The sequence below is a fragment of the Xanthobacter sp. DMC12 genome, assembly GCF_056314105.1.
Genome location: NZ_JBQUYZ010000002.1, coordinates 283838 through 298095, shown reverse-complemented (window position 1 = coordinate 298095; position 14258 = coordinate 283838). Strand labels below are relative to the sequence as shown.

General features: G+C 69.3%; 13 protein-coding genes. 6 read left to right on the top strand and 7 right to left on the bottom strand.

Annotated features, from left to right (window positions below; translation table 11 throughout):
* Window positions 1–16 precede the first annotated feature (16 nt).
* Window positions 17–529 (bottom strand): universal stress protein, encoded by a 513-nt coding sequence (locus ACT535_RS09555; protein ID WP_476364181.1) that lies wholly within the window; start codon window positions 527–529, stop codon window positions 17–19.
* A 183-nt stretch (window positions 530–712) separates the two neighbouring features.
* Between ACT535_RS09555 and ACT535_RS09550 the strand changes: the two genes are divergently transcribed.
* The 5 genes from ACT535_RS09550 (at window position 713) to ACT535_RS09530 (ending at window position 5389) form a co-directional block, all read left to right on the top strand.
* Window positions 713–1150 carry a GlcG/HbpS family heme-binding protein gene (locus tag ACT535_RS09550; protein WP_476325893.1) on the top strand — a complete coding sequence of 146 codons (438 nt, stop codon included), beginning with the start codon at window positions 713–715 and terminating at the stop codon, window positions 1148–1150.
* 312 nt (window positions 1151–1462) lie between these two features.
* A complete protein-coding gene (gene rpsO, locus ACT535_RS09545; RefSeq protein ID WP_024281319.1) occupies window positions 1463–1732 on the top strand; it encodes a 30S ribosomal protein S15 in 270 nt (89 codons plus the stop codon).
* A gap of 233 nt (window positions 1733–1965) precedes the next feature.
* On the top strand, window positions 1966–4146 hold the full coding sequence (pnp, locus tag ACT535_RS09540; protein ID WP_476325895.1) for a polyribonucleotide nucleotidyltransferase: 2181 nt from the start codon (window positions 1966–1968) through the stop codon (window positions 4144–4146).
* A gap of 135 nt (window positions 4147–4281) precedes the next feature.
* Window positions 4282–4662 (top strand): antitoxin Xre/MbcA/ParS toxin-binding domain-containing protein, encoded by a 381-nt coding sequence (locus ACT535_RS09535; RefSeq protein WP_476364180.1) that lies wholly within the window; start codon window positions 4282–4284, stop codon window positions 4660–4662.
* Window positions 4622–5389, top strand: coding sequence for an RES family NAD+ phosphorylase (locus tag ACT535_RS09530; RefSeq protein WP_476364179.1), 768 nt, complete (start codon window positions 4622–4624; stop codon window positions 5387–5389). Before ACT535_RS09535 ends, ACT535_RS09530 begins: the two co-directional genes overlap by 41 nt.
* A gap of 2 nt (window positions 5390–5391) precedes the next feature.
* Here ACT535_RS09530 and ACT535_RS09525 read toward each other — a convergent pair whose 3' ends face one another.
* Both ACT535_RS09525 and ACT535_RS09520 read right to left on the bottom strand, forming a co-directional pair.
* Entirely contained in the window at window positions 5392–5712 is a 321-nt protein-coding gene (locus ACT535_RS09525) for a YbaB/EbfC family nucleoid-associated protein (RefSeq protein WP_029556421.1), read from the bottom strand.
* An 18-nt stretch (window positions 5713–5730) separates the two neighbouring features.
* Entirely contained in the window at window positions 5731–7605 is a 1875-nt protein-coding gene (locus ACT535_RS09520) for a DNA polymerase III subunit gamma/tau (RefSeq protein ID WP_476364178.1), read from the bottom strand.
* Window positions 7606–7786: 181 nt separating this feature from the next.
* Between ACT535_RS09520 and ACT535_RS09515 the strand changes: the two genes are divergently transcribed.
* Window positions 7787–9025: a TIGR03862 family flavoprotein gene (locus ACT535_RS09515; protein ID WP_476364177.1), complete on the top strand. Its 1239-nt coding sequence runs from the start codon at window positions 7787–7789 to the stop codon at window positions 9023–9025.
* Here ACT535_RS09515 and ACT535_RS09510 read toward each other — a convergent pair.
* The 4 genes from ACT535_RS09510 to ACT535_RS09495 form a co-directional block, all read right to left on the bottom strand.
* Window positions 9015–9572: a DUF924 family protein gene (locus ACT535_RS09510; RefSeq protein WP_168458516.1), complete on the bottom strand. Its 558-nt coding sequence runs from the start codon at window positions 9570–9572 to the stop codon at window positions 9015–9017. The genes ACT535_RS09515 and ACT535_RS09510 overlap by 11 nt on opposite strands.
* Window positions 9569–10735: a CobW family GTP-binding protein gene (locus ACT535_RS09505; protein WP_476364176.1), complete on the bottom strand. Its 1167-nt coding sequence runs from the start codon at window positions 10733–10735 to the stop codon at window positions 9569–9571. Before ACT535_RS09505 ends, ACT535_RS09510 begins: the two co-directional genes overlap by 4 nt.
* 128 nt (window positions 10736–10863) lie before the next feature.
* Window positions 10864–12165 (bottom strand): D-alanyl-D-alanine carboxypeptidase family protein, encoded by a 1302-nt coding sequence (locus ACT535_RS09500; RefSeq protein WP_476364175.1) that lies wholly within the window; start codon window positions 12163–12165, stop codon window positions 10864–10866.
* A 276-nt stretch (window positions 12166–12441) separates the two neighbouring features.
* A complete protein-coding gene (locus ACT535_RS09495) occupies window positions 12442–14238 on the bottom strand; it encodes a glucan ABC transporter ATP-binding protein/ permease (RefSeq protein WP_476325912.1) in 1797 nt (598 codons plus the stop codon).
* Window positions 14239–14258: the final 20 nt, after the last annotated feature.

Here is a 14258-nt window from a genome sequence, read left to right as displayed (position 1 = left end):
CCGGCGGTTTACGCTCTCAGGCCAGCCCGTCCAGTTCCTGATCGGTCAGCGCACCCGGCACGATGGTGACGGGGATGGGAAACCGCGCCGCATGGCCGGCAGCAAGCGAGGCGACCAGCGGCCCCGGCCCCTCCTTTCCGGTCCCGGCGGCAAGCACCAGGATGGCGATATCGCGGTCCTCGTGGATCACGGAACCGATGGCTTCCGCCAAAGCACCCTCCCGGATCACGGTCTCCGGTGCGATGCCCGCCACCTGCCGCGCCCGCGCGACGTACTTGGCGAGTCGCGCCTCCATTTCCTCATGAGCCTCGGCCCGCATGAGATCGGCGACGCCGAGCCATTGCTGGCTGACGCCTTCAAGTTCCAGAACCCCCAGCATCACCACCCCGCCCTCGGTGCCGGCGGCGCGGCGGGCGGCGTAATAAACGGCGCGGTCGCATTCCGGGGTATCGTCCACCACCACCAGAAACTTGCGACGATGCCCGGGTTCGCGGCTCTGGCGCGGGGCTACGGTCCGCGTGGGGATCATGACGGCTCTCCCGGATCGGATCTCTGGGGCGGGGCGGCGCATGGTGGCACGGCGACGGGCGCACGGGGGAGAGGATTTTCCCGCCCTCCCCACCCGGTTCGCATCGGGCGCCGCATGGGCTAGAGGGAGACATCAGAGGCAATCGCGACGCCGCCCGGCGTCCGAAGGGGAAAGGACCAAGGCGTGTCGGAACTCAAGCTCGATCAGGCCCAGACCATCGTCACGACGGCCCTCGCCCATGCGCGGGCGGGCAGCATGAACCCGCTCGCCGTCTGCGTGCTCGATGCGCGCGGCGCGCTCAAGGCGGCCGGATCCGAGGACGGCACCAGCCTCAACCGCATGGACATCGCCCTCGGCAAGGCCAAGGGCGCGCTGGCGCTGGGCATGGGCTCGCGCTCGCTCTTCAAGCGGGCGAAGGACCAGCCCTTCTTCATCGCCGCCGCCACCTCCGCCATCGGCGGCTCGCTGATTCCCGTGCCGGGCGGCGTGCTGATCCGCTCCGGCGACGGCAAGGTGATCGGCGTGGTCGGCATCTCCGGCGACACCTCCGACAATGACGAGGCCTGCGCCATCGCCGGCATCACCGCCGCCGGCCACACGCCCGATCAGGGCGCGGACTGAGCCCCCCCGGAAGCCGCGAAACATTCCGCTGGCCGGGCGCGGAAATTTGGCTATAGTCCGCCGCGCGGACGGTGCCCTTCGGGGCGCCGCGTTTCCTGTTGGCAGCTTAATATGCTGACGGCAATACGGAAACGGCAACGGGCGGTCGCTGGACCGGCCCTAAGTTTCGCACAGCTTCGACCGTGCTGGACGACATCCCGGCCCGGCCGAGCGGAGATCGAGAGCCCGCCGTTACCTCCCGAAGGAACTTCTGGAGGGACCCGGCGCCAGGGCTTCCGCCTCCTTCCCACTCTCTGTTGAAAGGATTGACCGATGTCGATCACGGCCGAGCGCAAGCAGGCGCTCATCAAGGACTTTGGTGCCAAGGACGGCGACACGGGTTCGCCCGAGGTGCAGGTGGCGATCCTCACCGAGCGCATCACCAACCTCACCGAGCACTTCAAGTCCCACAACAAGGACAACCACTCGCGTCGCGGGCTTCTGAAGCTCGTCTCGCAGCGGCGCAGCCTCCTCGACTATCTGAAGAAGAAGGACGAGGGCCGCTACAAGTCCCTCATCGGCCGTCTGGGCATCCGCCGCTGACGCCGGTTTCCGGCGCCGGCCGAGGAACGGTTGGCGCCGCGCGCCCCCGCCACGGGGGGTGCATTTGCGCAGCGGGCATGGGGCCTGCTGCGGGTCCGTGAATGGAAAAAGCCATGGCAGGATCGCCGGACGCAACCGTCGGAGCCCCCGCATGAGGGGTTGGCTTCGCGCGGCGCGTCCGGCCGTCTTGCTCATGGCTTTTTTCGTTCGCGCCTGAACTGAAAGAGCAAGACATGTTCGACATCCACCGCGAAGAGCTGGACTGGGGCGGAACCACCCTCACCCTCGAGACGGGCAAGATGGCCCGCCAGGCCGACGGCTCCGTGCTGGCCACCTACGGCGACACCAAGGTCCTCGCCACCGTCGTTTCGGCCAAGGAGCCGAAGCCGGGCCAGGACTTCTTCCCGCTGACCGTGAACTACCAGGAAAAGACCTACGCGGCCGGCCGCATCCCCGGCGGCTACTTCAAGCGCGAGGGTCGTCCGTCCGAGAAGGAGACGCTGGTCTCCCGCCTCATCGACCGCCCGATCCGTCCCCTCTTCCCCGAGGGCTACAAGTGCGACACCCAGGTGGTCGTCACCGTGCTGGCGCATGACCTCGAGAACGATCCGGATATCGTCTCGCTGGTCGCCGCCTCCGCCGCGCTGACCCTCTCCGGCATCCCCTTCATGGGTCCGGTGGGCGCCGCCCGCGTTGGCTTCATCGACAATGAGTACGTGCTCAACCCCACCGTGGACGAGGTGAAGGAAAGCTCCCTCGATCTCGTGGTCGCCGGCACGGGCGACGCGGTGCTGATGGTGGAATCGGAAGCGAAAGAGCTGCCCGAGGAGATCATGCTCGGCGCCGTGATGTTCGGCCACCGCCACTTCCAGCCGGTGATCGAGGCCATCATCCGCCTCGCCGAGAAGGCCGCCAAGGAGCCCCGCACCTTCGCGCCGCTCGACGTCTCGGAGATCGAGGCCAAGGTGAAGGAGATCGCCGAGCACGATCTGCGCGCCGCCTACAAGATCAAGCAGAAGCAGGACCGCTACGCCGCCGTCGGCGCCGCCAAGTCCAAGGTGAAGAAGTATTACGAGGAGCTCGCCATCGGCGGCACGTCCGTGCCGAACCCGCAGGTGGTCTCCGAGGTGTTCAAGGCGCTCGAAGCCAAGATCGTGCGCTGGAACATCCTCGACGACGGCATCCGCATCGACGGCCGCGACGTGCGCACCGTTCGCCCGATCGTCTCCGAGGTCGGCATCCTGCCGCGCGCCCACGGCTCCGCCCTGTTCACCCGCGGCGAGACGCAGGCCCTGGTGGTCGCCACCCTCGGCACCGGCGAGGATGAGCAGTTCATCGACAGCCTGGAAGGCACCTACAAGGAGCACTTCCTGCTGCACTACAACTTCCCGCCCTTCTCCGTGGGCGAGACCGGCCGCATGGGTTCGCCCGGCCGCCGCGAGATCGGCCACGGCAAGCTCGCCTGGCGCGCCATCCACCCCATGCTGCCGGCCAAGCACGAGTTCCCCTACACCCTGCGCGTGGTGTCGGAGATCCTCGAGTCCAACGGCTCGTCCTCCATGGCCACCGTCTGCGGCACCTCGCTGGCGCTGATGGATGCCGGCGTGCCGCTGCGCCGTCCGGTGGCGGGCATCGCCATGGGCCTGATCCTCGAGGATCAGAAGTTTGCGGTGCTCTCCGACATCCTCGGCGACGAGGACCACCTCGGCGACATGGACTTCAAGGTGGCCGGCACGGAGCAGGGCGTGACCTCGCTCCAGATGGACATCAAGATCGCCGGCATCACCGAGGAGATCATGAAGGTCGCCCTCACCCAGGCGAAGGACGGCCGCGTCCACATCCTGGGCGAGATGGCCAAGGCCCTCACCACCGCCCGCGCGGAACTCGGCGAGCATGCCCCGCGCATCGAGGTGATGAAGATCGCCGTGGACAAGATCCGCGAAGTGATCGGCTCCGGCGGCAAGGTGATCCGCGAGATCGTCGAGAAGACCGGCGCCAAGATCAACATCGAGGACGACGGCACCATCAAGATCGCGTCCGCCAACGGCGACTCGATCAAGGCGGCCATCAACTGGATCAAGTCCATCGCTTCCGAGCCGGAAGTGGGCCAGATCTATGAGGGCACCGTGGTGAAGGTGGTGGACTTCGGCGCCTTCGTGAACTTCTTCGGCTCCAAGGACGGCCTCGTCCACGTGTCGCAGATGGCCAACGAGCGCGTGGCCAAGCCCTCCGACGTCGTCAAGGAAGGCGACAAGGTGAAGGTGAAGCTGATGGGCTTCGACGAGCGCGGCAAGACCCGCCTGTCCATGAAGGTGGTCGACCAGGCCACCGGCGAGGACCTCGAAGCCAAGGCCAAGGCCGAGCGCGAAGCCGGCCGCACCGCCTCCGAGGGCGAGGCCGGCGCGGCGGAGTGATCCGTCGCATCAGCGTTGAATTGGGAAGGGCGGCCTCGAGGCCGCCCTTTTCTTTTGGGCCTCTCCAAGCGCGAAGATATTCCCCTAGAAATTATCCCGTGCTATTCTTTCCACATGAACGTACCGGGAGCCCACATGCGTGCTGCCCCCCTCGCCGAAGCGCCCCTCAGCCAGGGCGCGGTTCTGACCAAGGCCCTGCTGCGCGCCGCGGACCGGCTGGGCGTCACGGGGGCGACGCTCGCCGCCGTCGTCGGCCTCAGCCCCGCCTCGCTGACCCGCATGAAGAAGGGTGAATTCGCGCTGGAGGCCGGCACCAAGCCGTTCGAGCTGGCCATCCTGTTCGTGCGCCTGTTCCGCTCGCTGGACGCCATCGCTGGCGGGGATGAGCGCATCGCCCGCGCATGGCTCACCAGCCCCAACACCGCGCTGGACGCCGCGCCCATCGACAAGATCAGGACCATCCCGGGATTGATGGATGTCATCGCCTATCTGGACGCCCGACGCGCTGTCGTCTGAGGCGCGGCCCTATGCCGGGCGCTGCTGGCGGCTGGTGGAGGCGCAGCACCTCACGTCCACGCTCAAGCTGGTGGACGACACCGACGAGCAGAAGGTGCTGGAAGACCTCATCGAGGCCACCAAGCCGCCCCTCCCGCCCGAGTGCCGGCATCTCGACTATCTGCTGTTCACGCCCTTCCGCTACGAGCCACCCTACCCCCACGGCTCGCGCTTCCGCCGCGCGGGGCGCACGGCCGGCGTCTATTATGCGGCGGAGCAGCCGGAGACCGCGCTGGCGGAGCTGGCCTTCTATCGCCTGCTGTTCTTCGCGGAATCGCCGGGGACGCCATGGCCGCGCAGCGCCGGCCAGTTCACCGCCTTCGCTGCCGAGGTGCGGACGGACCGCCATCTCGATCTCACGGCAGAACCGCTCTCCCGCGACGGGTCGGCCTGGACCCACCCCATCGACTATGGCCCCTGCCAACATCTCGCCGATGCGGCGCGGGCGGCGGCGGTGGAGATCATCCGCTACCGCTCCGTGCGCGATCTCGATGCGGGCGCCAACCTCGCCGTGCTCGCCTGCGCGGCCTTCGCGGCCCCGGCACCGGTGGAGCGGCGGACATGGCACGTGTTGCTCGGCCGCACCGGCGTTTCAGCTGTCTGCGAGGCGCCGCGCCAGCAACTGTCCTTCGGACGTGAGGCCTTCGCCGCAGACCCGCGCCTCGCCGGCATGGTCTGGGAGCGCTGACGTCAGAACAGGTTCAGCCCCGGCGGCAAGGCCAGCCCGCCGGTGAGCGACTTCATCTTCTCCTGCATCACCCGCTCGGCCTTGCCGCGGGCGTCGGCCAAGGCCGCGACGATGAGGTCTTCGAGGATTTCCACCTCGTCCGGCTTCACCAGCGAAGGGTCGATGCGCACCGCCTTGCATTCGCCCTTGGCCGTAACCCGCACCGAGACGAGGCCTCCGCCGGACGCGCCGTCCACCTCGACGGTCTCCAGTTCCGCCTGCATCTGCTGCATGCGGTCCTGAAGCTCCTTGGCCTGCTTCATCATGCCCATGAGGTCGCGCATGGTGCTCCAATCCCTTGCTTAGAATTCGATCTCGTCGTCGGCGCCCGGTCCGGCGAGGTAATCCTCTTCGGAGGGCGCGAGGCCCTCGTCGGCGGGGGGCTCCTCGCGGGTGCGCACGTCCACCACCTCGGCGCCGGGGAAGCGGGCGAGCACGGCGGCCACCAAAGGATGGGCCTTGATGCCCTCCTCCCGCTCGGCCTTCACCGCCGCATTCTCCTCCGCCAGCGTCGGCCCGCCGGACTGGGAGGAGACCGAGACCATCCAGCGCCGGCCGGTCCAGTCGTTGAGCTTGCGGGACAGATCCTGAATGAGGGTTCCCGGTGCGCCGGGCACCAGCGCCACCTCGATGCGCCCGTCCTCCACATGCACCGGGCGCAACTGCGTCTCGATCCCATGCTTGAGGGCGAGATCGCGGCGGGCCGCGGCGAGGGCCGCCACATCGGCAAGGCTGCCGAGGCGCGGACCTTCCGCCGGCATCGCTGCGCGGGCGTCGGTGCGGATCTCCACGCGCGGCTGCGGCCGGGCCTCGGCCGGACGGGGCGCGAGGGAGAGGCGCGGGCCGCCGCCCCCGCCGCCGCCACCGGAGGGCAGGGACGGAGCAGCGGGCGCGGGGGCCGGCTGATCCTTCAGCCGCCGCAGCGCCTCGTCCGGGGTCGGCAGGTCGGCGGCATAGCCGAGGCGGACCAGCACCATCTCCGCCGCCTGGGCGGGCTTGGGCGCCTGCTGCACCTCGCCGATGCCCTTCGAGAGCATCTGCCAGGCGCGGGCCAGCACCCGCATGGAGAGGCCCTGCGCCATCTCCGACCCCCGCACCCGCTCGGCTTCTACCAGCGCCGCGTCGTCCGCTGCGTCGGGAACGATCTTCAGGCGGGTGACGAGATGGGTGAAATCGGCAAGGTCGGTCAGGATGACGGCAGGGTCGGCGCCGGAATCGTACTGGTCGCGGAATTCCGCCAGCGCGCGGGCCATCTCGCCCTTCATCAGCGCCTCGAACAGGTCGATGACGCGCCCCTTGTCGGCAAGACCGAGGAGGCGGCGCACCTCATCCGCGCTCACCGTGCCGCCGCCATGGGCGATGGCCTGATCCAGCAGCGAAAGGCTGTCGCGCACCGAGCCCTCGGCCGCGCGGGCGACGATGGAGAGCGCTTCCGGCTCGATGGTCACGCCCTCGCGCGCGCAGATGCCGGAGAGGTGCGCGGCGAGCGTGCCCGCCTCCACCCGGCGCAGGTCGAAGCGCTGGCAGCGGGACAGCACGGTGACGGGCACCTTGCGGATCTCGGTGGTGGCGAAGATGAACTTCACATGCTCCGGCGGCTCTTCCAGCGTCTTCAGCAGCCCGTTGAAGGCCGCCGTGGAGAGCATGTGCACTTCGTCGATGATGTAGACCTTGTAGCGCGCCATCACCGGACGGTAGCGGGCGCTCTCGATGATCTCGCGGATGTCGTTGATGGAGGTGTTGGACGCGGCGTCCATCTCCATCACGTCCACATGGCGGGATTCGATGATGTCGCGGCAGTGCTTGCCCATGACCGCGAGATCGAGGCTCGGGCCGCCGGGGGCGCCGTCGGCCGGCTCGTAGTTCAGGGCGCGGGCAAGGATGCGGGCGGTTGTGGTCTTGCCCACGCCGCGCACGCCAGTGAGGATGTAGGCCTGCGCGATCCGCCCCGAGGAGAAGGCGTTGCGCAGGGTGCGGACCATGGCCTCCTGGCCGATGAGGTCCGCGAAATTCTGCGGCCGGTATTTGCGCGCCAGCACGCGGTAGGCGCCGGGCGAGGCCTCGGCGGGCGCAGTTTGGGCGGGTGCGGGGGCGGCAGGCGTCGGCGCAGCTTCGGGCAGGCCGAGGTCGAAGCCCGGTCCGTCCTGCTGGTCGTCGGTGTGCTGCTCGTCGCTCATCTGCCTGCCTTCGGGGCCGTCGCTGGCCTGCCCCATACATAGCATCGCGCGCCCGCACGTCGATGGCCGCTGCGCCAAATCCCCGCCGTCCACGGCTTTGCGGGCCGCAGAGCCGAGAACGCTGGCGTCCGGGGCGCGGTCGTGCTTACACCCGGTCACCCCCAAAACCCCGGACCCCATCGTGATCCAGCCTCCCCCCTTCATCGCCATCGTCGGCGCCGGCCCGGCCGGGCTCGCGGCCGCGGAGGTGTTGTCGGCGGCCGGTCTGCGGGTGGCGCTCTATGACCGCATGCCATCCGCCGCGCGGAAGTTCCTGATGGCGGGGCGCGGCGGGCTGAACCTCACCCATTCCGAACCGGCGGACGCCTTCCGCGCCCGCTATGGCACGTCCGCGGAGCGCATCGCCCCCGCGCTCAATGCCTTCCCGCCACAGGCGCTGCGCGACTGGGCGGCGGGGCTGGGAGAGGAGACGTTCGTCGGCTCCAGCGGCCGCGTCTTCCCCAAGAGCTTCAAGGCCTCGCCGCTGCTGCGCGCCTGGCTGGGCCGGCTCGCGGCGAACGGCGTCACCTTCCATCCCCGCCACGACTGGCGGGGCGTCGACACCACCGGGGCCCTGCTGTTCGAGACGCCCGACGGCCGGGCCGAGGTGAAGGCGGATGCCGTCATCCTCGCCCTCGGCGGCGCCTCCTGGCCGCGGCTGGGATCGGATGGCGCCTTCGTGCCGGCGCTGCGCACGCTCGGCGTGCAGATCAACGACTTCGTGCCGGCCAATATGGGCGTGCTCGTCCCCTGGTCCGAGATTTTCCGGCAGAAGTTCGCCGGCACGCCGCTGAAGCGCATCGCGCTCACCTTCAACGGCGTGACGGTCAAGGGCGAGGCCATGGTGAGCGCGGCCGGGCTGGAAGGCGGGGCTGTCTACGCCCTTTCCGCGCCGATCCGGCGGGCGCTGACGGATGGTGCCGTGACGCTGCATGTGGATCTTCGGCCCGACCTCGATGGCGCAGAGCTGGCGCGCCGGCTCGGCGGCGGGCCGGGCAGCGCCTCGCTCTCCACCTTCCTGCGGAAGGCGGCAGGACTGGCGCCGGTAGCGGTGGGGCTCCTCCGCGAGGCGACCGGCCCGGCCAAGCTTGGCCCGGGCAAATCCGATCCGGCGACGCTGGCCCGCCTCATCAAGGCGCTCCCGCTGACCGTCACCGGCCATGCCAGGCTGGAGCGGGCCATCTCATCGGCCGGTGGCATCGGCTGGGAGGGTATCGCCGGAGACTTTTCGCTCCTCGGCCTGCCGCCCCACCTCCCGCCGGTGTTCGTCGCCGGCGAGATGCTGGATTGGGAGGCGCCCACGGGCGGCTACCTGCTTCAGGCGGTCATCGCCACCGGCCGGGCCGCCGGGGAAGGTGTAAAGGTGCGCCTCAGCCGCTGAAGCCGCCGTTTGCCAGATAGTCCGCCTCTTCCGGCGTGGTCGCGCGGCCGAGGATGGCGTTGCGATGGGGGAAGCGGCCGAAGCGCTCGATGCACTCCTGGTGGATGAGCGCGTAGCGCACCCCTTCCTCCTGCCCCAGCGCCTTGTAGAGCGCCACGCATCTGGCCTGAGCCGCCGGGTCCTCCGCGTGCATGAAGGGCAGATAGAAGAAGCTGCGCAGCGCCTCCGGAATGGACGGGTCCGCGTCGAAGCCGCGATCCACCGCCTTCTCCGCCGCCGCTAGAGCCATGGCATCGGTGGCGAAGGCCTGCGGCGTGCCCCGGAACACGTTCCGCGGCACCTGATCCAGGAGGATGATGCGGGCGAGCGCGCCGGGCGCGGTGCCCTGCCAGCTGTCGAGGGCGCTTTCCGCCGCGGCCTCATAGGCCGGCAGCAAAGCGGCGCGGACCTCTTCGTCGAAGGCCGGACCACCGCCGAACCACTTCTCGCGTCCGGCGGCCTGCCAGAAGGAGAGCACCGCCTCGGTGCTGGGGACGGGGGCGCTCATCGGGCCATCCCCGGAGGCGCCAGCGGATTGTCGGTGAGCGCGGCGCGGTCCGGCATATCCACCTGCGGGATGCCGAGGAAGGCGTTGAACAAACGGGCGATCACTTTGGGGTCGAGGTCGCGCACGATCATCACGAGGCGGCTCCTGTGGTCGTCGTCGGGCCAGCCAGCGAGGCGGGCGGGCGGGTGCATCACATGCTGCACGGCGTGAAGCACCACGGGCGTGTCCGGTTCCTCGGCCAGCTTCACGATGCCCTTCATGCGGAGCAGGCTGGCGCCATGGGTCGCCCGCAGCAATTCCAGGAACAGGTCCAGCGTCGCGGCCGGAATGGCGGCGTCGGTGGCGAGGGTGAAGGCGCGGATGCGGCTGTCGTGACGGTTGGGGTCGAGACCCGAGGGATCCACCTCGCTCTGCGCCGCCGCCACATCCTCGGCCGCGAGCCAGCGGGCGACGTCCGGGGTCCGCGTCTTCGCGTCGAACAGTCCGGCGCCGAGCAGGGCGTCCGCCGTCGCTTCCCCCGCCGCCGCATCGACGATCTTCGCCGCCGGGGCGAGGCGATGCAGCCGCGTCCTCAGCGCGTCTAGGGGTTCGGCGTTGGTCACGAGATCCGTCTTGGTGAGGACGATGCGGTCGGCCACCGCCGCCTGCTTCACCGCCTCGGCGTGGGCGTCGAGGGTGGCGTCGCCGTTGACCGCATCCACCACGCAGACGATGCCGTCGAGCCGATAGCGCAGGCCGAGATAGGGATGCGTCATCAGCGTGTGGATCACCGGTGCCGGATCGGCAAGGCCGGTGGTCTCGATGACGACGCGGGAAAAAGGGGGAAGGCGATCGTTGTCGCGGCCGCGCAGCAGGTCTTCCAGCGCGGCGACCAGATCGCCCCGCACGGTGCAGCACAGGCAGCCGGACGAGAGCATCACGATGCCCTCCTCCACCGGCCGCACGAACAGGTGGTCCAGCCCGACCTCGCCGAACTCGTTGATGAGGACGGCGGTATCGGAAAGCGCCGGATCCGCGAGGAGGGCATTGAGCAGCGTCGTCTTGCCGGCGCCGAGAAAGCCGGTGAGCACAGTGACGGCGATGGGATCGGGCGGCCCGCGGCGGGGCGCGGCGTCTGGCGGAGAGGCGCCTTCCGGGAGGAAAGCGTCGGAGGAGCCCGGCATGGGGTGTCTCCCGGACGAAGGGATGGATTGCCTCCCTGCCTCTACGAGACGGCCTGCCGGGTCAAGGGTGCCGCGACGGTTTGAACCGGCGACCGACGCCGCCGAAGCTTGCCTACTGAACCGGCGACCTACGTCGCCGGCTTGGGCGCAGGAGCGGCCGCCTCGGGATTGGCCGGAGCGGGGGCCGGCTTGGGCTTCGGCTTCGGCGTTGCAGAGCTGCCGGCCGCGACCGCGCCCTGCGGCTGGGCGGGCTTCTTGTCGGCAGAGGTTGCCGGCTTCTTCGCCGCATCTCCAGAAGCCTTGGGCTTGTCGGCGGTGGAGGCCGACTTGCTGTCCGGCTTCGACCCCGCGCCGGCCTTGGGCTTCTTCGGCGGGTCTGGTTCGTAGGCGGTGGCGAAGTCCTCCACCGCATTGCGCGTGCCCACATAGACCGGAACCGGCGGCATGGAGGGCGGCAGGGTCTGCAGCAACTCGGCTCCGGACTTGGGCAGGGCGGGCGTCGCGAAGGAGAAGCTGGAGCTTGCCTGCGGATCCGGCTCGTCGTCCGCCTCGGAGGCGGTCACGGCGCGCTTGCCGCCACACACTTCCGCCCGCATGTCATAGATCGGCCCGCCGCTGTTGGGGATGGCTGACAGAAGCGGGGCAGCGGCGCCGAACACCGACCAGGACGACTGGAAGCCCTTCTCAAACATCAGGGCCGCCTGCTCGGTGCGGGCGGTGCCGGAGCGGGCACCGAGGATGACCGCGATGAGGCGCTTGTTGCCGCGCGTGGCGGTGGCGACGAGATTGTAGCCGGAGCCGCAGACGAAGCCGGTCTTCATGCCGTCCGCGCCGGGATAGCGGTCGATCAGCCGGTTGTAGTTACGCAGCACCACCTTGCCGATCTTGATGGCCGGGATGCGGAACAGGGCTTCCTGCTCGGGAAAATGATAGATGATGGCGCGCGCCAAAATGGCGAGGTCGCGGGCGGTGGTCACCTGCGCGGGGTCCGGCAGGCCGTTCGGATTCTCGAAATGGGTGCCGGTCATGCCGAGGTGCGCGGCGGTGGCGTTCATCTCGGCGACGAAGGCGGGCATGGAGCCGGCGACGCCCTCGCCCACCAGCCAGGCCATGTCGTTGGCTGACTTCACCAGAACCATCTTCAGGGCATTGTCGAGGGTGACGACGGTGCCGACCTTGAAACCCATCTTGGAGGGCTGCTGCGCCGCCGCAGCCGGCGAGACGGTGAGCGGCGTATCGAAGGTCAGCCTGCCGTTGCGCACGGCGTTGAGCGCCACATAGACCGTCATCAGCTTGGTGACGGAGGCGGGATGCCAGGGGCGCCCGGCCTCCTTCTGCTCGATCACCCGGCCGGTATCGGCCTCCACCAGCAGGATCGGGTTGGCGCGGGCCGGGGCACCGGCGGCAAGCACAAGCCCGAAAGCGGCCAACAGGCAGCCCACAAACGAGGCTCGGAGGGCGAAACGTGATGTCGTGGGCGCCAACCGATCCGCTCCCTGTTGAGAAATCGCGCGCAGGAACTGTCCTTCCATAACCGGTTTCGCTTGCGCGGAAAAGGCGGAAGGACGCGGACTGCCGGTCGGGCACAGGTGGAAGCCAAACCTAGTCTGCCACAATTCGGCCGCACTCCTTTAAAGCGCGAAACCTTTACCATGAAGACTTCAGCTTGTCCTTGACGGTACGCAATGCTCGGCCGCCGAAGGCACTCATGTCTCGACGATCACCGCGGGTGCCGGCTGCCGGGTCTCTTCGGCACCCGCCATGAACTGCGCTCGGGCCAAGGCCGCAAAGCGGCCGCCGAGGCGCACCAGCTCCTCGAACGTGCCGGCCTCCACCACTTCGCCGTGCTCGAACACCAGGATGCGGTCGGCATTGCGGACGGTGGCGAGGCGGTGGGCGATGACGAAGGTGGTGCGACCCTTCATCACCTCGTCCAGCGCCGCCTGGACCTTCACCTCGGTGGCGGCATCGAGCGCGCTGGTCGCCTCGTCGAGGATGAGGATGGGCGGGTTCTTCAGCAGAGCGCGGGCGATGGAGAGCCGCTGGCGCTCGCCGCCTGAGAGCGCGCGGCCGCGCTCGCCCACCACCGCCTGGAGGCCGAGCGGATTGCGCTCCACCAGTTCCAGCGCCTGCGCGCGGGCCAGCGCCTCGCGCATCTCCGCCTCTGTGGCGTCGGGCTTGCCCACCTTGAGATTGTCGGCGATGGAGCGGTTGAACAGCAGAGGCTCCTGAAACACCACGCCGATGGCGTGGCGCAGGGAGGAGAGGGTGACGTCCCGGATGTCCTCGCCGTCGATGCGGATGGCGCCGGACTGGGGGTCAAAGACCCGGTGCAGCAGCGCGAGCGCGGTGGACTTGCCCGCCCCCGTGGTGCCCACGAAGGCGAAGGTCTGGCCGGGCGCGGCGTGGAACGACACATCCCCCACCGCCGTGCGCTTGCCGTCGTAGGAAAAGGACACGTCGTCAAACGTCACGTCGCCCTTCACCGGCGGCAGGGGCTTGGCCCCCGGCCGGTCGCGCACCGCGCCCACCGTGTCCAGCACCTCGAAGAACTGGGCGAGCTGCGGCGCCGACATCATCAGCCGGTTGAAGAAGGACACGGTGTGGTCCAGCCGGCCGATGAGCATGTTGGCGAAGGCCACATAGGTGACGATGTCGCCGATGTTGGCGAGGCCCTGCATGTAGAGCCACGTGCCGATGAGCAGGATGGCGAGAATGGTGAGCGTGGTCGCGGCGCGGGTGGCCATGGACACCATCGCCCACCACGACAGCACCGGAATCTGGACCGCCAGCACCCGGTTCACCGTATCGCGCAGGCCGGAGACCTCGGCCTCCGTGCGGGTATAGCTCTGGATGACCGCCACGTTGCCCAGCGCGTCCGAGGTCTGCTCGGCGAGGTCGGAATTGTATTCCTCCACCTGCCGCTGCATCGCCTCGGTGCGGCGGATGACATAGGCAGTGATGGCGCCGAACACCGCCATCAGCACGATCAGCACCAGCCCCAGCCGCCAATTCAGGTAGATGCCCACCGGCACGAGGATGACGAGGGAGAGGATTGCCGCGCAATCCTCCCGGAAGAAGGAGAGCCAGAGCCCCCACAGGGCATCGACGCCCTCCAGCATCACCTTCAGCAGGCGGCCGGAATGGGTTTCCCCGTGGAAGCTCAGCGGCAGTTGCAGCACATGCTCGAAATACTGGGTCAGCACGCCCAGCCGGCGACGATGGGACAGCCGGTCGGCGTGGAGCGAGATCAGCACCCCGGCGCCGATGTTGAACAGGCCGAAGCACACCCACGCCGCGAGGAGCGGCACGAGGTCGTCCGTGTGCGGCAGGCGCTGGGCGGCCTGCGCGCTCGCCAGCGCATCGATGATGCGGCCGAACAGGATGGGCTCGGCAAACTGCGACACCGCCAGGGCGAGGTTCGAGCCGGCCAGCAGCGCCCCCAGCCGGGCCTCCGGCCCGAGGAGGCTGATGGTGCGGGCATAGACGCGCAGAAGGCTCATGCGGACGGGCTCCGGTCCCT